We start from the raw sequence: 18,198 nt of genomic DNA, 5'->3' as shown, positions 1-18,198 counted from the left end.
GTACGTCCCCGAGTGGGCTAAATTTGAACCTTCGTGCGCCCGAACCTGTTGGGGAGAAGAAATGACGGAAGCGATCCTGCTGGTCGGTGGGCAGGGGACGCGACTGCGCCCCGTCACGGTGAACACCCCCAAGCCGATGGTTCCGGCTGCGGGCGTACCGTTCCTCGCCCACCAGATAGCCAGGGCCGCCGACGCCGGTGTGACGCACATCGTGATGGCCACCTGCTACCTGGCGGAGGTCTTCGAGCCCTACTTCGGTGACGGCTCCGACTTCGGCGTCCACCTGGAGTACGTCGTCGAGGACGAGCCCCTCGGCACCGGCGGCGCCATCCGCAACGCCGCCGAACTGCTGACCGGCGGCGCCGACGAGCCCGTCCTGGTCTTCAACGGCGACATCCTGACCGGCCTGGACATCCGCGGCCTGGTCGATTCCCACCGGGCCGCCGACGCGGACGTCTCCCTGCACCTGGTGCGGGTCGAGGACCCGCGCGCCTTCGGTCTGGTCCCCACCGACGCCGAGGGGCGGGTGCTGGCCTTCACGGAGAAGCCGCAGACCCCCGAGGAGATCGTCACCGACCAGATCAACGCCGGCTGCTACGTCTTCCGCCGCTCGGTGATCGACTCCATTCCGGTCGGTCGACCGGTCTCCGTCGAGCGCGAGACCTTCCCCGGCCTGCTCGCCTCCGGCGCCAAGCTGCACGGCAAGACCGAGGACACCTACTGGCTGGACCTCGGCAAGCCCGAGTCCTTCGTCCAGGCCTCCGCCGACCTGGTCCGCGGGGTCGTCGACTCCCCGGCCGTTCCCGGCCCGCGCGGTGAGGTCCTGGTCCTGCCCGGCGCACAGGTGGCGGACGGGGCGAAGGTTTCGGGAGGTACCGTTGTGGGTGCCGGTGCCCGGATCGAATCGGGCGCCGTCGTACTGGGCTCCATCGTGCTGGACGGCGCCACCATCGGTCCGGACACGCATGTGACCGCGTCCCTGATCGGTGCCGGCGCCGCCGTGGGCGCGCGCACGGTGCTGGACGGCGCGGTCATCGGGGACGGAGCACTGGTGGGCGCCGACAACGAACTTCGCGCCGGGGTGCGGGTGTGGTGTGAGGCAGAGCTGCCTCCCGCCGCCGTGCGCTTCTCGTCGGACCGGTGACCCCGGGCCGGATGCGTGCGCGTACCGACCGACTTCAGTGAGGCGTAACCCTGTGATAGGCGAGCAGAAGACCCCCCGCGAGACCTCGGCCCCGGCCGCGGCCGCGACCGCGTCCCCCGCGCTTCCCGATGCGTGGGCACACACCCCGCTGACCGTGGTCATGCCCACGTACAACGAGGCGGGCAACCTGCCGGGCATGGTCGAGCTGCTGATGGGCCTGGAGCTGCCCGGCCTGCGCCTCCTGGTCGTCGACGACTCGTCGCCCGACGGCACCGGCCAGATCGCCGAGGACCTCGCCGAGGGCCACCTCGCCGAGGACGGCACCCCCCGCATGTCGGTCCTGCACCGCACCACGAAGGACGGCCTCGGCCGCGCCTACGCCGCGGGCATGGCCAAGGCCGTCGAGGACGGCGCCGCCTACGTCCTGCAGATGGACGCCGACGGTTCGCACCCCTCCGCCAAGATCGCCGAGATGCTGGGCGTGGCGATGTCGACCGGAGCGGGCCTCGTCGTCGGTAGCCGCTACGTCCCCGGCGGCACCCTCTCCGACGCCTGGGGCGCCCACCGCAAGCTGCTCTCGCGCTGGGCCAACGCCTACGCCAGCACCATCCTGGGCACCCGCGTCCGCGACATCACGGGCGGCTTCAACATGTGGAGCGCCGAGGCGCTGCGCGCCATCGACCTCGCGTCGGTCGGCAGCGCGGGCTACAGCTTCCAGGTGGAGATGAAGTTCAAGGCGCTGCGCCGTGACTTCCAGGTCATGGAGGTCCCGATCCACTTCGAGGACCGCACCGTCGGCGAGTCCAAGATGAACCTCGCGGTCCAGCTGGAGTCGATCGCCATGCCGTGGAAGCTGCGCGCCCGCGCCCGCCGCTGATCCGAGCACGCGCACACACGTAGGGGAAGGGCCCGCCGGACGTCGTCCGGCGGGCCCTTCCCGTGCTCCGCACGCCCCCCTCGCGCTCCCGCACGCCGTGTCACGGATCGTGTCCGACACCCTACGGTCTGTGATGTCAGCTGGTCGGGGAGAGGAAAGAGGTAGGCGAATGATGCGACGTGCGGCAAAGCTTCTCGGGGCGTGCGCGGCGGCCGCGGTGCTGGCGCTGGCGGCCCCGGGTGTGGCGCAGGCGGCCCGGGGGGCCCTGATCATCGACGGTGCGCGGTACGGCGACCCGGCAGGCTGCTACGGGCTGGGCGACTTCGTTCCGTCCCGGGTGTTCAACGGCACGGACGCGACGGCCCAGATCTGGTCGGGCCCCCAGTGCGACGGGGACGTGGCGCAGGAGATCCCCTCGGGCCGGGGCGCCGTCGCGCACGGACGCAGCCTCTTGATCGAGTGACCGAGTGAACGGCAGGTGCGGTGCGGTGCGGTGCGGTACGACGCGGCGCGGCGACCGGAACCTTCCGATCACCGCACCACACCTCCCGTGACGCCCTAGTTGCCCGTCACGGTCACCTTCTGGTCGCTCTGGATCTGCTTGACCAGCTGCTGCACCTTCGTCTTGTCCCAGATGAGGTTGCCATTGCGCTCACCGGAGATCGGCATGTTCAGCGAGACGCCGTCGCCGCCGCTGATGCCCTTCATGGCGAAGAACATCTCGCCCAGGTCCCACAGGCCCATGTCCTTGTCCACGATCAGCGTGTCCAGACCGGCGCCCAGCGTCGGGTAGAGCCGGAACGGGTTCAGGATCGTGCCCGGCGTCGCCGCCTGGTGGGCCAGGGTCGACAGGAACTTCTGCTGGTTCTTGGTCCGGGCCAGGTCCGACTCGGCGAAGGCGTAGCGGGTCCGGACGAAGGCCAGCGCCTGCTCGCCGTTGAGGGTCTGCTCGCCCGCCTTGAAGTCGGCCCCGGACTTCTCGTCCTTGAAGCCCTTCTCGATGTTCATGTCCACGCCGCCGAGCGCGTCCACGATGTTCGCGAAGCCCGCGAAGCCGATCTCGGCGTAGTGGTCGATGCGCAGGCCCGTGTTGAACTCCACGGTGCGCACCAGCAGCTCCGGCCCGTCGTCGGCGTAGGCGGCGTTGAGCTTCTCCCGCTTGCCCTTGCCGGGGAACTTCTTGCCGGACTGCGAGCCGATGAAGGAGGGGATCTCCACATCGGAGTCGCGCGGCAGCGAGACCATGGTGTTCCCGCTGGAGCAGGCCGCCAGGATCATCATCGAGTCGGTCCGCTTGCCCTCGGCCGAGCCGGTGTGGAGCTTCTTCTTGTCCTCGTCGGACAGCCCCTCGCGGCTGTCGGAGCCGACGATCAGGTACGTCGTGCAGTCGCCCTCCTTGGGGCGCTCGATGACCTTGGAGAGGTCGACCTCGCGGCGCACCTTGGAATCGGCCCAGAAGTAGGTGCCGACGGTGGTCACGACCAGCGCCGAGACCAGCACGATCGAACCGATCTTGATCCGCTTGCGCCAGTCCGGTGCGGCCCCCGGGGCACGGTCGGGCCCACCGCGTCCGCCGGGACCACCGGGGCCCGCGGGGCCGCCCGGTCCGCCGGGGCGCTGGGGGGAGGGGGAACCGTAGACCTGCCCGGTGTTGTAGCCGCCGTCGTAGCCGCCGTCGTGGGACTGCTGCTGGGGCGGTACGCCGTAGCCGGGCGGCGCCTGCGCGGGGCGGCCCTGCGGAGGTACGGGAGGGCGTCCGGGCTGCTGGCCGGGGCGCTGCGGCTGCCGGCGCTGGACGTGCGGCATCCGCTGGGCGTCCTCCGGGCGCGCCTGGGCGCCCCCGCGTCCGTACCGGTCGTCGCGGTTCTCGTTCCGCCGCCCATCAGGCCAGTCATTCATGTCCTAAGGATGCCTGCCCGGGAGGGCCCCCGGACAGGGCGGGCGGGGCTTCGTACCGGTGCTGTTGCACAGCTGATGCATCCGCGACAGCTTTAAGGTGGCGGTATGACAGACACACCGGACGTGCGGGGCGACCAGGGTGCACAGGCGCCCGGCAAGCCGATCTCGGCCTCGCGCACCACCCTGAGCCACATCATGACGGCCAACGACACCAACCTCCTGGGCACGGTGCACGGCGGCGTGATCATGAAACTCGTGGACGACGCGGCCGGTGCCGTCGCCGGGCGCCACAGCGGCGGCCCCGCCGTCACCGCCTCCATGGACGAGATGGCCTTCCTCGCGCCGGTCCGGGTCGGCGACCTCGTGCACGTGAAGGCCCAGTGCAACTGGACCGGCCGCTCCTCCATGGAGATCGGCGTACGGGTCCTGGCCGAGCGGTGGAACGAGTCCACCCCCGCCACCCAGGTCGGCAGCGCCTACCTCGTCTTCACCGGCGTCGACGCCGAGGGCAAGCCGCGCAGCGTGCCGCCGGTGCTCCCGGAGACCGACCAGGACCGGCGCCGCTACCAGGAGGCGGAGATCCGCCGCACGCACCGCCTCGCCCGCCGCCGGGCGATCATGGCGCTGCGCGAGGAGCGGGCGGCCCAGGGCTTCGACGCCGAGTGAGCCGCCGCGGCCCGCCGCACCGGGCCGCCCGCCGCACCGGGCCGCCCGCCGCACCGGGCCGCCCGCCGCACTGAGGTGTCGCTCACTCGGGACCCCGGGCCGTCCCGTCCCCCGGACGGGCGCACGTAGACTGATGAGCTGACGTTCTGCCCGGCCCGGTTCGCCGGGCTCGGGGGCGTCCGCCCGTATCCGGCTCTGCTGCGGAGAAGCTCCTCATATGTCGACGGTCGTACCGCCCTCCCCGGCACCCGGGGTCCACGTGTCCGCCGCCCCGCAGCACCGCCCGGCAGAGGCCCCAGCGGCCCCCGCCCGGCGGCCCCGGCTGCGCGCGCTCGACGGGCTCCGCCTCATCGCCGCGCTCATGGTGGTCGCGTTCCACTGGACCGGTGTCAACCGTTACCCGGAGATCTGGGGCGGCACCCCGCAGAAGCTGATGCCGGACGTGCACCGCTTCACCGCCTACGGATTCCTCGGCGTCGAGCTGTTCTTCATGATCAGCGGCTTCGTCATCTGCATGTCCTGCTGGGGCCGCACCCCGCGCCAGTACTTCACCTCCCGGGTCGTGCGCCTCTTCCCGGCCTACTGGGTCGCGATCATCCTGACGGCCCTCGTGGTGAACTACGCGGCCACGGCCCGCCCCAGCCGCAGCCACCTCAGCAAGTCCGACATCTTCACCAACTTCACCATGCTCCAGCAGCCGCTCGGGGTCTCCGAAGTGGACCCGGTCTACTGGACGCTCTGGGTCGAGCTCCGCTTCTACCTGGTCTTCGCGGTCGTCGTGGCCCTCGGCCTGACCTACCGCCGGGTGCTGGCGTTCTGCGGGATCTGGATGGTCCTCGCGGTGGTCGCCGGCCAGTCGGACATGGCGCTGCTGAAGATGTTCGCGATGCCGGAGTACGCCCCGTACTTCATCGCAGGCGTGGCGATGTTCCTGATCTACCGCTTCGGGGTGAACTGGCTGCTGCTGGGCGTGGTCGGGTTCTCCTGGCTGGTGGCCCAGCACATGCTGCTGGGCACGAAGGGCAGTTACGAGTACGGCGTCATGCACAAGCTGAGCTGGAACGTCATGGCGGGCTTCTCCCTGCTGGCGTTCGGGATCGTGCTGGCCATCGCGCTGGGCGCCTTCGACCGGATCCAGTGGAAGTGGCTCACCGTCGCCGGAGCCCTCACCTACCCCGTCTACCTGCTGCACCAGGAGATCGGCTTCGCCCTGATCACCTGGGGCCGGAACAACGGCGTGGGCGTCTACCCGATGCTCGCCCTCGCCCTGGCCGCGATCCTGCTGCTGGCCTGGATCGTCCACCGCTACGCCGAGCGGCCGCTGTCGGCCCTGGTCAAGCGGATGCTGGACGCCCCCGGCCTCTCGCTACCGAAGACCGACCCGCCCGTCCGGCGCCGCGCCGGCGACCCGGCCACCGTGCTGCCCGCCCCCGCGGGCGCGCCGGAAGCCGCCCGAGCCCACGCGGAAGGCCACGGCCGATGAGTCGCACCCAGACCCGGACCGCCCCCGTCCCCGCGCCCCGCACCACCGCCCCCGGGGCCCGGCGCCGCACCGCCCCCGACTGGCTCTGGGCGGCCCTGCTCACCCTCGCCGTCGGGCTCGTCGGCAGCGGCACCCCGCAGATGTGGCGCGACGAGATAGCCAGCTGGAGCGCGGCCACCCGCGACACCGGTGACCTGCTCGACATGCTCGGGAACGTGGACGCCGTCTCCGGCGCCTACTACCTGGTCCTGCACGGCTGGACCTCGCTCTTCGGGGACTCCCTGGTCGCCCTGCGCGCGCCCTCCGCGCTCGCCATGGCCGGGGCCGCCGCCTTCGTCGTACTGACGGCGCGCACGCTCTTCGACCGCCGCACCGCGGTCTTCGCCGGGCTGCTCTTCGCGCTGGTCCCGGTCGTCAGCCGCTACGCCCAGGAAGCCCGTTCGTACGCCTTCGTCGTCCTCGCCGTCGCCGCGGCGACCTGGCTGCTGCTGCGGGCGCTGGAGCGGCCGGGCGTGCGGCGCTGGCTGCCGTACTCCGTCGCGATCTGCGCCGCCGGACTGTTCCACATCGTCTCGCTGCTCGTCCTGTTGCCGCACGCCGTGATCGTGCTGCTGCGGGCCCGCCGGGCCCGCCGGTGGCGGCTCGCCGTCGGGTACGCGCTGGCCGTCGTCCTCGCCCTGCTGCCCGTCCTGCCGCTGGTGCTGCTGGGCCAGAGCCAGGTCGGCCGCCAGATCAGCTGGTTGACCACCCCGCACCTGCGCACCATCGCCGAGGTGTGGAACAGCCTCTTCGGCTCGCCGCTGGTCGCGGCGGGCGTGCTGGCCGCCGCCGCGCTGCCGCTCGCCTGGAGCCGCGGGCGGCGCCCGGCCATGGAGATCGCGCTGGTCGGCGCCCTGCCCATGGCGGGCTGCTGGATCGTCTCGCAGGGCAGCACCGCCTACTTCTTCGACCGCTACCTCGCCTTCACCGTGCCCGCCTGGGTGGTGCTGGCCGCGGCCGGACTGGCCGCGCTGAAGCCCCGCGCGGCCGGTGCGGTCGGGCTGGTGCTGATCGTCGGTCTCGGGGCCACGGACCAGGTCCAGCTGCGCGCCGAGCTCTCCAAGGAGAAGGGCGTCGTCGGCGCCTCCGTGGCGAACGTCATCACCAAGGGCTACCGGCCCGGCGACGGCTTCGTACCGGTCCGCGGGAACGACAGCGTCTACATGGTCGACTACCAGGTCGAGTACAACCTGCCGGACCGGGTCAAGCTGCGCGACGTGTTCGCCTCTAAGTCGGCCGTCGCCAACGACGACCTGTTCCCGGTGGCCTGCGCCCAGCCGACCGCCTGCCTCGGCGACACCCGCCGGATCTGGGTGGTCACCTGGAGCGGGACCAAGGACCCGTTCCACAAGCTGCCCGCGGCGGAGGCCGACGCGCTGCGCGCGCACTACAAGGTCGTGCAGAGCACCAAGGTGCGCGGGCTCCAGGTGACGCTGGTCGAGCGCAACCGCTGATCGCGGCGGCCCCCGTACGGGCGGCCGGTGCGGGGGCGGGGGCTCAGCTCCCGCACACCACCTGGTCGCCCGTCACCACGCCGAACTCGCCCTGGTAGGGGTCCTCGGCGCGGACCGGGACCACCTTCTTGTAGTCCGAGCCCGCCGTCACGATCAGGGTCCGCCCCTGTCCGGCCACCGCCCGCAGCTCGATGCCGGGCAGCGCGGTGGCCACCGTCCGCGCCGAGCGGTCCCAGCGCGGGTCGTAGGTGACCACGGTGCGCTTGATCTCCCGGCTGGCCGCGTTGCCCGGGGCCCGGGTGGTGTCGAAGCCGGTGGCCCGCAGGGCCTCGTCGACGCGGCCGCCCATGCCGTCGATCCGGGTGCCGTTCTCCACCTGGATCCGGATCTGCTGGGGCGCCACGTCCACCGGTACGGCGGGCTGCGGCGCCGCCCGTCCCGCCTTGGCCGCCGGGCGGGCCGGGGCCAGCGGGCGGTCGTCGCGCAGCGCGGCGAAGACCTTGGCCGCCTTCGCCTCGTCCCACTTGACGGTCTCGCCGAGCCCCTTCACCGGGAAGGAGGCGTCGCCGACCGGTACGGACGCGAACTCCGAGGACGACGGGGCGAAGTCCCGCATCGCCTGCCCCAGCGCCAGCATCTGCTCGGAGCCGAAGCCCCGGTCGGCCCGGACCGAGCCCAGCAGGGTCGAGCTGACCTGCTTGAACTTCACCGGGTTCAGCAGCATCCCACCACCGGCGGACTGCTTGATCAGCGCCGCGACGAAGCGCTGCTGGCGCTGCATCCGGCCCAGGTCCGAGGCCCCGTCCACATGGCGCGAGCGCACGTACTGCAGGGCCTGGCCGCCGTTGAGGCGGTGCGTGCCGGGCTGGAGGTCGAGGCCCGTGTAGGAGTCCTGCATGGGCTTGGCGGTGCAGATCTCCACCCCGCCCATCGCGTCGACGGTCTTCATGAAGCTGGTGAAGTCGACCTCCAGGTAGTGGTCGATCTTCACCCGGGTCATGTTCTCCACGGTGCGCACGGTCAGGTTCGGCCCGCCCTCGGCGTAGGCGGCGTTCAGCTTCACCGGGTGCGCGCGCCGGACCTTGCCGGTCGTGGCGTCGGTGTGCTCGGGGACCTCGGCGTAGCTGTCGCGGGGCAGGCTGACCACGCTGGCGCGCTCCCGGTCGGCCGAGATGTGCACCAGCATGATCGTGTCCGTGCAGTGGCAGGGCGCCCCGCCGAGCCGGTAGTCGCGCTTCTGGTCCGGGCTGATCTTGTCCCGGCCGTCGGTGCCGACGAGCAGGAAGTTCATGCCGTGGCCCGCCCGGGGGCGGTTCTTCATGTCCTTGAAGGGGTCCACCCGCTCGATCCCGGTGTCCAGCCCGGTCATCACCGCGTGGCCGATCGCGCCGGAGCCCAGCACCACCACCGATACGGTCGCCGCCAGCCGTACGCCCCAGCGCGGCCGGCGCGCGGGCTTGGCCGGGCCACCGCCGCGCTTGGGGGGATGCGGGGGTGCAGGGCGGGGGGAGCGGTGCGGGTGGGGCACGGGGGACACGTGGGGCACCTCCGCGGCGGCAACAGGGGCAGATCCGTCCGAACAGTAGGCCCATACGATCAGCGACTGACCGTACCGATCGTCCGGCGCGCCCCGGTTCCCCCGTACGCGGTAACGTGACACCGATACCCGACCTCGAAGGACCACATGCCCACCCAGCAGCCCGCAGTCTCGGTGATCATGCCGGTGCTCAATGAGGAGCGCCACCTGCGCGACTCCGTCCGGCACATCCTGGGGCAGGACTACGCCGGCGAGATGGAGGTGGTGATCGCGCTCGGCCCGTCCACGGACCGGACCGACGAGATCGCCGCCCAGCTCGTCCGTGAAGACCCGCGCGTCCACACCGTCCCGAACCCCACCGGTCGCACCCCGGCCGCCCTCAACGCCGCCATCAAGGCCTCACGTCACCCGATCGTGGTACGGGTCGACGGGCACGGCATGCTCTCCGCGAACTACATCGCCACCGCCGTCCGCCTCCTGGAGGAGACGGGCGCGCAGAACGTCGGCGGCATCATGCACGCCGAGGGCGAGAACGCCTGGGAAGACGCCGTCGCCGCCGCGATGACCTCGAAGATCGGCGTCGGCAACGCCGCCTTCCACACCGGCGGCGAGGCGGGCCCCGCCGACACCGTCTACCTCGGGGTGTTCCGCCGCGAGGCGCTGGAGCGCGCAGGCGGCTACAACGTGGAGTTCATCCGCGCCCAGGACTGGGAGCTGAACTTCCGCATCCGCGAGGCCGGCGGGCTCATCTGGTTCTCGCCCGAGCTGAAGGTCCAGTACCGCCCGCGCCCCTCCGTACGGGCGCTGGCCAAGCAGTACAAGGACTACGGCCGTTGGCGCCACGTCGTGGCGCGCTACCACGCGGGCTCGATCAACCTGCGCTACCTCGCCCCGCCGACCGCGCTCGTCGCGATCGCCGCCGGCGCGGTGGCCGGCGCGACGCTCACCCCTTGGGCCTTCGCGGTCCCGGCGGGCTACCTGGCCGCGATCACCGCGGGCTCCGTCCCCGCGGGCAAGGGGCTGTCGCTGAAGGCCCGCGCGCAGATCCCGGTGGCCCTGGCCACGATGCACATGTCCTGGGGCTTCGGCTTCCTGACGAGCCCGCGCTCCCTGGCGAACAAGGTCATCGCGAGCCGCCGCCCGTCGATGCGCGAGGACGCCCCGGCGGCGCCGTAGGGCGCGCGGCGCACGTACGAGAGGGGGCCCGGCGGATGCGATCCGCCGGGCCCCTCCCGCTATGCGCGCGCGGTGGCTACCAGGTGAAGCCCGGCTGGATCGCCATGCACTCCTTGTCGTCGTCGCCGTTGAGCGGGCGCGCCGAGTCCGGGGCCTTGTTCAGGGTCGGGGTGGGCGCCGCCGGGGCGTCGCCCGTGCGCCAGTCCTTGCCCACGAACAGGGTGATCCCGCTGACGTCCGTCGAGCGCTGCACGGCGCCGGCGGGCAGGCCGAGCGCGGTGGCCACGGCCTGCGCGTCGGCGGCCTGGTCCAGGCCGGCGTAGCGGACCACCGTGGTGTCCTCGCCGGCGACCTGGTTGTCGGCCACGGCCTTGGTGAAGCCCTTGGTCGACAGCAGCGCGGTGACCTCGGTCGAGCGGCCCTTGACCTTGTCCTCCGGGGCGTCCTTGCCACCGGTCGCGTTGCGCACCAGGACCGCGATCTTGGCGGGCGGCGCGGCGGGGACGGCCGCGGACTGCGAGGGCGCGGGAGCCGCGGACTTGGCGGCCGCCGGGGTGCCCTTGCCGTCGAGCGGGACGTCCTCGCGGACCATCTTGAAGAGTTCCTCGGCCTCGACCGCCTTCGGCTCGACCCGGCCCTCCTCGCGGGTGCTGTACACCCACGGCATGGTCGTCATGGTGATCCGGCCCGTGGGGACCTTCTTCAGTTCCATGCTGAGGTCGAACAGCTTGTCGATCTTGTTCAGGCCGGTGTCCACGACCATGGCCTTGATGGCCGCCTGCGCCAGGCTGTTGAGCTTCACCGGGTTGGTGAGCTTGGCGTTCTTGCGGAACTCGCGGGCCATGGAGTTCATGTACATGTGCTGGGCGTGCGTACGGCCGATGTCCGTGCCGTCCTCGAAGCCGTAGCGGGTGCGCAGCCACTGCAGGGCCTGCTCGCCCTGGATGACGTTCTGGCCCTTGGGCAGCTTCAGGCCCGAGCCCTTGCCCTCGCTGTTGCGCGAGATCACGTTCTGCTGGACGCAGACCGGGACGCCGCCGATGGCGTCCGCCATCGCCACCACGCCCTTGAAGTCGATCAGCATGAAGTGGTCGATCGGGATGCCGGTCAGCTCCTGCCAGGCCGCGACCGTGCAGCCGGGGCCGCCGCGGCTGAGCGACTCGTTGGTCTGCACGAGCCCCTTGCTGGCCTGGTAGACCTTGCCGTCCGTGTCGGTGCACTTCGGCATCTTGATCAGGGTGTCGCGCGGCATCGAGACGACCGACATGTTGGTGCGGTCCGCCGACAGGTGCAGCAGCATCTGCACGTCCGCCAGCGGCGGCCCGTCGAAGGTGTCCTTGGCCCCGCCGAGGGCCTGGTTCTCCTTGTCGTTGCGCGCGTCGGAGCCGATGAGCAGGATGTTCAGCGGGGTCTGCCCGAAGGCGTTGGGCTTGGACCCCTTCAGCCGGCTGTCCCCGAGGTTCAGGATGTCGGTCTTGATGCTGCCGTTCATGTAGCGGTAGTACAGGTATCCGGCGCCGGCCGTCCCGAGTATGACGAACGCCAGCACCGAGGCCGTCCAGCGCAGCACGCGTCTGCGCCCCCGCCGCCCCGGACCCGTCGGACCGCCCGCTCCGGGACCGCCCGCTCCGGGGCCGTTGCCGCCGGTGGCGGCTCCGCTCCCCGAGCCCTCGCGTGGGCGGGGTACCGCGCCGGGCGCCCCACCGCCGCTGCCGGGTATGCCGCCGGTGGCCCCGGAAGGCGCACCCTCCCCGCGCACGTTGCTGTGCGTCACACGTACCCCCCTCAAGATCCTGATTCGTCAGGCATTGTGCCGGTCATTCCTGTGGCGGTCACCCATCGGGACCCCCTATTTGGCGCAGACGGCCTTGTCGGCCTCGACCCGCTGGACTCCCTCGGGCGCCTGCTGCGGCGCCGTGAGCGAGATCCCCGCACCCTTGAAGTCCGCGCCGAGCGTGAGCTTCATCGGGGTCTTCGGCGGTGCGTCCGCCGTGCCGGGCTTCAGGGCCGAAGCGGGCAGGCCCATCATGTCGGCGAGCGCCCGGGCCTGGTCGGCCTGGTTGGGCGCGTACTCCAGCGTGGTCCGGTCGAGCTTCGCGGGCGCGTTGCCCAGGTTGCTCGACCTCTCCACGCCCTTGGAATTCTGCAGCCACGCGAGCGTGGTGGAGGCGGAACCCTGAGGTCCGCCACCGTTGGTCACGCTCACCCGGACGTCTGCGGCCGGCGCGCGGTTGCCCTGGAGCAGCGCGTCCTGCTTGCTCTTGGCCGCGGCCTCGGCGGCCTTCTCCTTCTGCTCCACGGCGGTCAGCGAGACGTCCCCGCGGATCATCTGGAGCAGGGGGTCGGCCTGCCCCGGGTTGATCACCACGGTCGCCTTGACCCGCTCGGCCGGATTGTCGAGCACCGGCAGCGTGGTGAAGGTGATGTTCTTGGGGTTGATCCCCTTCAACTCTCCGGCGAGTGCCGTGAGCTGGGAGATCGACCCCATGCCCTTGTCGACGCTCAGCGCCTTGGTGGCCGCCTCCGCGAGCGCGAACAGCTTCTTGGGGCTGCTCAGCGTGTCCTTCGACTTCATCTCGCGGATCATCGAACTCAGGAACTGCTGCTGGGTCTTGATCCGGTCCAGGTCGCTCTCGTTGCCGAAGGAGTGCCGGGTACGGACGAAGGCGAGCGCCTGCTCCCCGTCGAGCCGGTGCTCACCGGCCGTCAGGTCCAGCTTCGAATCGCGGTCCTTGACGGCCTTCTCCAGGCAGACGGGCACCCCGCCGACGGCGGTGCTCAGCGTCTTGACCGCGTTGAAGTCCGCCATCAGGAAGTGGTCGACCGGGATCCCGGTCAGCTCCTGCACCGTGCGCATGGTGCAGCCCGGGTCACGGCCCTCCTGGCCGAGGCTCGTGTTGAAGCGGACCCCGCGCTGGGAGGGGATGTTCTTCGTCGAGCCGTCGGGCTGCTTGGTGGGGCAGGTGGGGATGTTGGTGATCAGGTCGCGCGGGATCGACAGCGCCGTCGCGTTCGTGCGGTCCTTGGAGACGTGGAAGAGGAAGGTGGTGTCCGCGTGCCCGGGGCTGTCCGAGTCGCCGTAGCCCTGGTTGCCGTCACCGGTCCGCTTGTCCGTGCCGATGATCAGGATGTTGATCGGCTGGTCCTTCTGGAAGCCGTTGCGGCCGGCACCGAGGGTGTCGGTGGTCTTGATGTTGCCGTTCAGGTGGTCGTAGTACAGGTAGCCGGCCAGCGCGCCGCCCACCAGGACGAAGGCGAGCGAGCCGCCGACGACGGCCAGGCCCTTGCGTCGGCCGCGACCACCGCCGCCACCGGCGGTCTTGCGTCCGCCGCGCCGCCCACCGCCCGGGCCGTCGCCGCGCCGGGGTTTGGGCACTCCCGGGGACGGCGCGGTGGGGCTCGCGGGGTTCGCGGGAGTCGTCGTGGACCGGCCGGGTCGGGCCGAGCGGGGTGCGATCCGGGGGGAGGCGAAGGGGCCGCGGGCTCGTCTGGAGGAGGCTACGGAAGGCTGCTGCGCAGCGGAGCGGTCCAGTCGCAGCTCGTAGTTGCCCGTGCGGGGGTCGATGACCCACTGGTCTGCGGGGTCGACTTCTTCTGCTCGCCCACGGCTGTGCGCATCCACGGTTGCTCGAGTCCTCCGTCGGGTGCCTCGCGACGCGCCTCCCCCCAGGCGCTCGGTCAACGATCCGGCTGGTACGCGGCCTCAGGCCCGCCCGCGCACCGGATCGCTCACCTTATCCGGCCAATTCACTGTCAAACCATGCTGGTGAGAAATTCCACTCCCCCTATAACTGGGCAATCGCCCCATCCCGCTCGGTTCGGGCACCGGCTTTTTGGATTGCTTTACCGGCAGGTGGCGGTCCCCGCCGTGGTTCCCGTGAAAGTGGGGACGGGGGAGGCGCTCGCGGTGGTTCCCGTACCGGCCGTCGGCGCACCGCTGCCCTCGCCCGTGCCGGTGCCCGCAGCCTGTTCCCGCTGATCAACGGGCGCGGACGGGACCACTGTCACGGGCTCGTCCATGCGCAGCTGGCGGAAGAGCCGCTCCGCGTAGGGCTCGGCCAGTTCGTCCCGGTTCGGGTCGGCCGCGTACGGCCTGCGCGGTACGGTCAGGAAGTTGATCCGGTCGGTCGGTATGTCCCGCAGGCCGCGCACCAGTTCGTAGAGTCCCCGCAGCGAGGCCAGCCCCGGGTCGGTGGTCACCGAGGAGGTCGCCGCGTCCAGCAGCGGGTAGAGCTTCGCCGGATTGAGCAACACCCCGTTGCTCTGCACCTTCTTCACCAGCGAGCCCAGGAACTCCTGCTGGCGGTCCATGCGTTCGGTGTCGCTGCCGTCGCCCAGGCCGTGCCGCGCCCGGACGAAGCCGAGCGCCTGTTCCCCCTGGAGGGTCTGCCGGCCGGCGGGCAGCTTCAGCTTGGCGTCGGTGTCGTCGACGGGCTCCTTGAGGCAGACCTCGACCCCGCCGACCGCGTCGACCACCTTCTTGAAGCCGCCGAAGTCCACCACGATGTGGTGATCGACCCGGATGCCGGTCAGCTTCTCGACGGTGCGGACCGTGCAGCCCGCCCCGCCCCACTCGAAGGCCCAGTTGAACTGGGCCAACTGCTCGACGGTGCGGGTCCCGTCCGGCTTCACGCAGCTCGGTACGGTCGTCATCAGGTCCCGCGGTATCGACACCGCGGTGGCGCTGCGCCGGTCCGCGGGCAGGTGCAACAGGATCGCGGTGTCCGAGCGCTGGGTGCCGCCGTCCTGCCCGTACCCGGAGTTCTCCTCGCCGGAGCGCGAGTCGGAGCCGAGCAGCAGGACGTTCTGCGCCCCGTCCACCACGTGCACCGGGCGCTCGCGGTCGTAGCGGCGCAGCTCGGCGGCGGCGGAGGTGTCCTCCTTGATGTTGCCGTCGAGCCTGCGGTAGATCCACCAGCCCGCGGCGGCCCCCAGCAGGACCAGGAGGACCAGCCCGAGGCCGATCCAGCGCAGCAGCCGGCGCCGCCGGCGCGGGGGCGGCGTACCGCCCGTGCCCGCACCGGTGTGCCCGGTTATGCCTGCGCCGTCCGTCACGTCCGTGTCCGTCCCTCACCGCTGGGCGAGAGCCCCGTACGGGTGAGTACGGGGCCTACGCCGATCCTGCCCCCGGGTCGCCGGAGCGGCCCGGGGGCAGGGGGCCGTACTAGGCCGTGTGGGTGACAAATAGCGCGTTCCCGCAGGTGGGCGATGTGGGGGTGGCGCGACGGTTCAAACCTCCCCTAGGCGGTGTGGGTGACGCGCTCGCTCTCGGTCCGCTGGACCAGGGCTCCCTCGGTCAGCTGCTCCAGATGGCGGCAGAGCACCACGGAGGCGCCCGCGGCCAGCGGTGCGAACAGCCCCGCCGACAGCCCCTCCCAGGTGTCGAAGCCCTGTCCCGACAGCAGCCGCGAGCCCGCGGCCAGCCCGCGCCCGGCCGCGTCCGTGCGGGCCAGCTCGACCAGCTCCGCGTACGAGAGCGTGCGGCCCCCGACGCTCAGCGCGGGCCCCGCCGGATCGACCGGCACGAAGGGCGCGAACCGGTCGCCCTGCCCCGGCACCTCCACCGCGTAGTCCGCGAAGCCGGCCGGGGGCTGCGGGAAGCGCCCGCCCAGCGGCCGCAGCGCCAGGGCCACCCGCTCCCCGGAACAGGCCAGCGCCTCCTCCAGCGTGTCCGGCCCGCTCACCACGAGGTCCGCGTCGGCCGGATCCCCGCCGACCTCGACGCTCACGCCGACCGAGGCGCAGGCGAGCAGCCACACGGCGCTCTGCCAGTGCGCGGGCAGCAGCAGCGCGAGCCGGTCGCCGGGCTCGGCGCCGAGGTCGCCCTGGAGCAGATTGGCGGTCTTGGCCACCCAATTGGCGAAGGTCGCGACGGACAATTCGACGCGCTCGCCCGTCGCGTCGTCGTAGAAGGTGACGAGAGGGCGGCCCGGGTCGGCGGCGAGCGCGGATCGCAGCAGGTCGGCAGGGGTGCGGTCAGTGGTGTTCACGCGGCTCAGGCTACGCGGGGCCCTCCCCCGGACGGCCGTCATACCCCTCCCCCGTACGGAGGAGGGGGCGGGCCGATCAACCGACGATCCGTCAGTTCTCGGATGGCGGCCGGCCACAAGCGCGTTCAGCATCCATTGCATGCGTGGATTCCTTGCTTCCTCGATCGGCGTCGCGACCGCGGCCGCACTGTCCCTCCCGCTCGCCCTCGCCCTCCCCACGGCGGCGGCGGCCCAGGCCGTGACGGCGGCGGCCCCCGTGGCCCCGGCCGCCCCGGCCGGGTCCACCCAGTCGCTGCCACTCGTCCCGCTCAGGTCCGCGGCCGACCGGGACACCGGTGTACCCGGCATGAGCGTCTCCCCCCGCCTCCCCGAAACCAGGGGTCTGCCCGCGCGTGACGTGGGGACCTTCTCCATGGTCGGCGTCGTCTGGGACGACGCGGCCACCCAACTGACCGGCCGGGTCCAGGTCCGTACCCGCTCCGTCGCCGCCGGCACCTGGTCCGACTGGCAGGACGTCGAGACCCACAACAGCGAGCACGCCGCCGACCCGGACACCGCCGAACGCGCCGCGGGCCGGGTCCGGGGCGGCACGGCCCCCCTGTGGGTCGGCGCCTCCGACGGCGTCGAGGTCCGCGTCATGGCCGAGCCGGCCGCCGCGCCCCGCTCCGGCGACCGGGCGGCCGTCCCGGGCGTCCCGGGCGCCGCGAAGCTGCCGTCCGGGCTGCGGATCGAGCTCGTCGACCCCGGGGCCGCACCGGTCCGCACGCTCCCGGCCGCCGACGCCAAGAACGGCGCGGAGCCGGGCGAACCGGCCGGGGACGACAAGGGGGAGACGGCCGTCGGGGCTCCCGGCATGAGCATGGAGATGGCCGAGTCCTCGGCGGCCAACGTTCCGCACGCACCGCTCGGCGCCATCCTGATCCCGGCGCTGAACAAGGCCGACTCCACCGCCGACGCCATCCTCGCGAGCGAGGGCACGCTCAGCCCGGCGGCCCGGCCCTACATCGGCCCGCGCCCGGCCATCGTCACCCGGCGGGGCTGGGGCGCCGACGAACAGCTGCGCGAGTCCGGGTTCGTCTACACGAACACGGTCAAGGCGGCCTTCGTGCACCACACCGCCTCCGGCAACGGCTACGCCTGCAAGGACGCCCCGGCGGTGCTGCGCAGCCTGTACCGCTACCACGTGGTCAGCGAGGGCTGGCGGGACATCGGCTACAACTTCGCCGTCGACAAGTGCGGCACCGTGTACGAGGGCCGGGCGGGCGGTGTCGCCAAGCCGGTGCTCGGGGCCCACACGATGGGCTTCAACACGGACAGCATGGGCATCGCGGTGATCGGCACCTTCACGGACGCGCAGCCGCCGGCCGCGGCGGTCAGCGCGGTCGCGCGGCTGACGGCGTGGAAGCTGGGCCTGTTCGGGGCGAACCCGCTGTCGAAGACGACGCTCCGGTCGGCCGGGGGCAACCTCTACCACAAGGGCACGAACGTCCGGATGAACGTGATCTCCGGCCACCGGGACGGCTTCGCGACGGAGTGCCCGGGCCGTCTCCTCTACGGCAAGCTCCCCACCACCCGAACCTCCTCGGCCCACCTCCAGGGCCGATAGCGCCCACGGGGGCCGGACGCCGTGCCCTCGATCGCCGGGCGGGCTCGATGGCGCCGGCCCTTCCAGCCCCGCCGGCGTTTGAGGCGCGGCCTCGGGCGGAGCCTCTGGCTGCGGGCCGTGTGCCCTCCGGGCGGGTGCCCTCAATCGCCGGGCGGGCTTGATGGGGCCGGCCCTTCCAGCCCCGCCGGCGTTTGAGGCGCACCCACCTCAGCCCGGGCAGGAGCCTGGGCGCGGCCACCCCAGCCCCGCCGGCGATTGAGGCGGGGGCCTGGGCGGAGCCGCTGGGGCGGGATCGATGGGCCCGGGCCGGCCCGTCCCAGCCCGCCG

General features: G+C 72.2%; 14 protein-coding genes. 8 read left to right on the top strand and 6 right to left on the bottom strand.

The genetic code is table 11. From position 1 onward, the window contains the following. The first annotated feature begins 61 nt into the window (after positions 1 to 61). The 3 genes from ACIQWR_RS35040 (at position 62) to ACIQWR_RS35030 (ending at position 2,484) form a co-directional block, all read left to right on the top strand. Complete coding sequence (locus ACIQWR_RS35040; protein ID WP_354382917.1) at positions 62 to 1,144, top strand: NDP-sugar synthase; 1,083 nt, start codon at positions 62 to 64, stop codon at positions 1,142 to 1,144. A 52-nt stretch (positions 1,145 to 1,196) separates the two neighbouring features. After that, the gene (locus ACIQWR_RS35035; RefSeq protein ID WP_404018186.1) at positions 1,197 to 2,021 is read left to right on the top strand and encodes a polyprenol monophosphomannose synthase; all 825 of its coding nucleotides are present in this window, start codon (positions 1,197 to 1,199) and stop codon (positions 2,019 to 2,021) included. Positions 2,022 to 2,193: 172 nt separating this feature from the next. Next, positions 2,194 to 2,484, top strand: a complete 291-nt coding sequence (locus ACIQWR_RS35030) for a hypothetical protein (RefSeq protein ID WP_404018183.1) — start codon at positions 2,194 to 2,196, stop codon at positions 2,482 to 2,484. A gap of 95 nt (positions 2,485 to 2,579) precedes the next feature. Here ACIQWR_RS35030 and ACIQWR_RS35025 read toward each other — a convergent pair whose 3' ends face one another. Further along, positions 2,580 to 3,920, bottom strand: a complete 1,341-nt coding sequence (locus ACIQWR_RS35025; protein ID WP_404018180.1) for an LCP family protein — start codon at positions 3,918 to 3,920, stop codon at positions 2,580 to 2,582. Positions 3,921 to 4,025: 105 nt separating this feature from the next. Here ACIQWR_RS35025 and ACIQWR_RS35020 point away from each other — a divergent pair, with 105 nt between their 5' ends. The 3 genes from ACIQWR_RS35020 (at position 4,026) to ACIQWR_RS35010 (ending at position 7,562) form a co-directional block, all read left to right on the top strand. Continuing rightward, on the top strand, positions 4,026 to 4,586 hold the full coding sequence (locus tag ACIQWR_RS35020) for an acyl-CoA thioesterase (protein WP_404018177.1): 561 nt from the start codon (positions 4,026 to 4,028) through the stop codon (positions 4,584 to 4,586). Between the two features lie 217 nt (positions 4,587 to 4,803). After that, positions 4,804 to 6,069: an acyltransferase family protein gene (locus ACIQWR_RS35015; RefSeq protein ID WP_404018175.1), complete on the top strand. Its 1,266-nt coding sequence runs from the start codon at positions 4,804 to 4,806 to the stop codon at positions 6,067 to 6,069. Further along, on the top strand, positions 6,066 to 7,562 hold the full coding sequence (locus ACIQWR_RS35010; RefSeq protein WP_404018172.1) for a glycosyltransferase family 39 protein: 1,497 nt from the start codon (positions 6,066 to 6,068) through the stop codon (positions 7,560 to 7,562). Before ACIQWR_RS35015 ends, ACIQWR_RS35010 begins: the two co-directional genes overlap by 4 nt. Before the next feature lie 43 nt (positions 7,563 to 7,605). Here ACIQWR_RS35010 and ACIQWR_RS35005 read toward each other — a convergent pair whose 3' ends face one another. Further along, positions 7,606 to 9,090 carry an LCP family protein gene (locus tag ACIQWR_RS35005; protein WP_404018387.1) on the bottom strand — a complete coding sequence of 495 codons (1,485 nt, stop codon included), beginning with the start codon at positions 9,088 to 9,090 and terminating at the stop codon, positions 7,606 to 7,608. 156 nt (positions 9,091 to 9,246) lie between these two features. On the opposite strand from ACIQWR_RS35005, the gene ACIQWR_RS35000 reads away from it, so the two are divergent. After that, positions 9,247 to 10,275, top strand: a complete 1,029-nt coding sequence (locus tag ACIQWR_RS35000; protein WP_404018169.1) for a glycosyltransferase family 2 protein — start codon at positions 9,247 to 9,249, stop codon at positions 10,273 to 10,275. Positions 10,276 to 10,351: 76 nt separating this feature from the next. Here the strand turns inward: ACIQWR_RS35000 and ACIQWR_RS34995 are convergent, their stop codons facing one another. The 4 genes from ACIQWR_RS34995 to ACIQWR_RS34980 all read right to left on the bottom strand — a co-directional run bounded on the left by ACIQWR_RS34995 (position 10,352) and on the right by ACIQWR_RS34980 (position 16,265). After that, positions 10,352 to 12,049, bottom strand: coding sequence for an LCP family protein (locus ACIQWR_RS34995; RefSeq protein WP_404018166.1), 1,698 nt, complete (start codon positions 12,047 to 12,049; stop codon positions 10,352 to 10,354). Between the two features lie 75 nt (positions 12,050 to 12,124). Further along, positions 12,125 to 13,897, bottom strand: coding sequence for an LCP family protein (locus tag ACIQWR_RS34990; RefSeq protein WP_404018164.1), 1,773 nt, complete (start codon positions 13,895 to 13,897; stop codon positions 12,125 to 12,127). Positions 13,898 to 14,118: 221 nt separating this feature from the next. Next, entirely contained in the window at positions 14,119 to 15,330 is a 1,212-nt protein-coding gene (locus tag ACIQWR_RS34985) for an LCP family protein (RefSeq protein ID WP_404018162.1), read from the bottom strand. 185 nt (positions 15,331 to 15,515) lie between these two features. Then, positions 15,516 to 16,265, bottom strand: a complete 750-nt coding sequence (locus ACIQWR_RS34980; RefSeq protein ID WP_404018159.1) for a TIGR03089 family protein — start codon at positions 16,263 to 16,265, stop codon at positions 15,516 to 15,518. Positions 16,266 to 16,404: 139 nt separating this feature from the next. On the opposite strand from ACIQWR_RS34980, the gene ACIQWR_RS34975 reads away from it, so the two are divergent. Further along, positions 16,405 to 17,871 carry a peptidoglycan recognition protein gene (locus tag ACIQWR_RS34975; protein ID WP_404018157.1) on the top strand — a complete coding sequence of 489 codons (1,467 nt, stop codon included), beginning with the start codon at positions 16,405 to 16,407 and terminating at the stop codon, positions 17,869 to 17,871. The last annotated feature ends 327 nt before the right edge of the window (positions 17,872 to 18,198 follow it).

The organism is Streptomyces sp. NPDC098789, from assembly GCF_044759975.1.
GTDB lineage: Bacteria > Actinomycetota > Actinomycetes > Streptomycetales > Streptomycetaceae > Streptomyces.
The sequence above is the reverse complement of the archived record's forward strand: the minus strand, read 5'-3'. Positions and strand labels throughout refer to the sequence as shown.

Excerpts from the sequence above, each read along its gene's own strand:
- ACIQWR_RS35040 (WP_354382917.1), top strand. The coding sequence starts at position 62 with ATGACGGAAGCGATCCTGCTGGTCGGTGGGCAGGGGACGCGACTGCGC.
- ACIQWR_RS35030 (WP_404018183.1), top strand. The coding sequence starts at position 2,194 with ATGCGACGTGCGGCAAAGCTTCTCGGGGCGTGCGCGGCGGCCGCGGTG.
- ACIQWR_RS35025 (WP_404018180.1), bottom strand. The coding sequence starts at position 3,920 with ATGAATGACTGGCCTGATGGGCGGCGGAACGAGAACCGCGACGACCGG.
- ACIQWR_RS35020 (WP_404018177.1), top strand. The coding sequence starts at position 4,026 with ATGACAGACACACCGGACGTGCGGGGCGACCAGGGTGCACAGGCGCCC.
- ACIQWR_RS35015 (WP_404018175.1), top strand. The coding sequence starts at position 4,804 with ATGTCGACGGTCGTACCGCCCTCCCCGGCACCCGGGGTCCACGTGTCC.
- ACIQWR_RS35010 (WP_404018172.1), top strand. The coding sequence starts at position 6,066 with ATGAGTCGCACCCAGACCCGGACCGCCCCCGTCCCCGCGCCCCGCACC.
- ACIQWR_RS35000 (WP_404018169.1), top strand. The coding sequence starts at position 9,247 with ATGCCCACCCAGCAGCCCGCAGTCTCGGTGATCATGCCGGTGCTCAAT.
- ACIQWR_RS34975 (WP_404018157.1), top strand. The coding sequence starts at position 16,405 with ATGCGTGGATTCCTTGCTTCCTCGATCGGCGTCGCGACCGCGGCCGCA.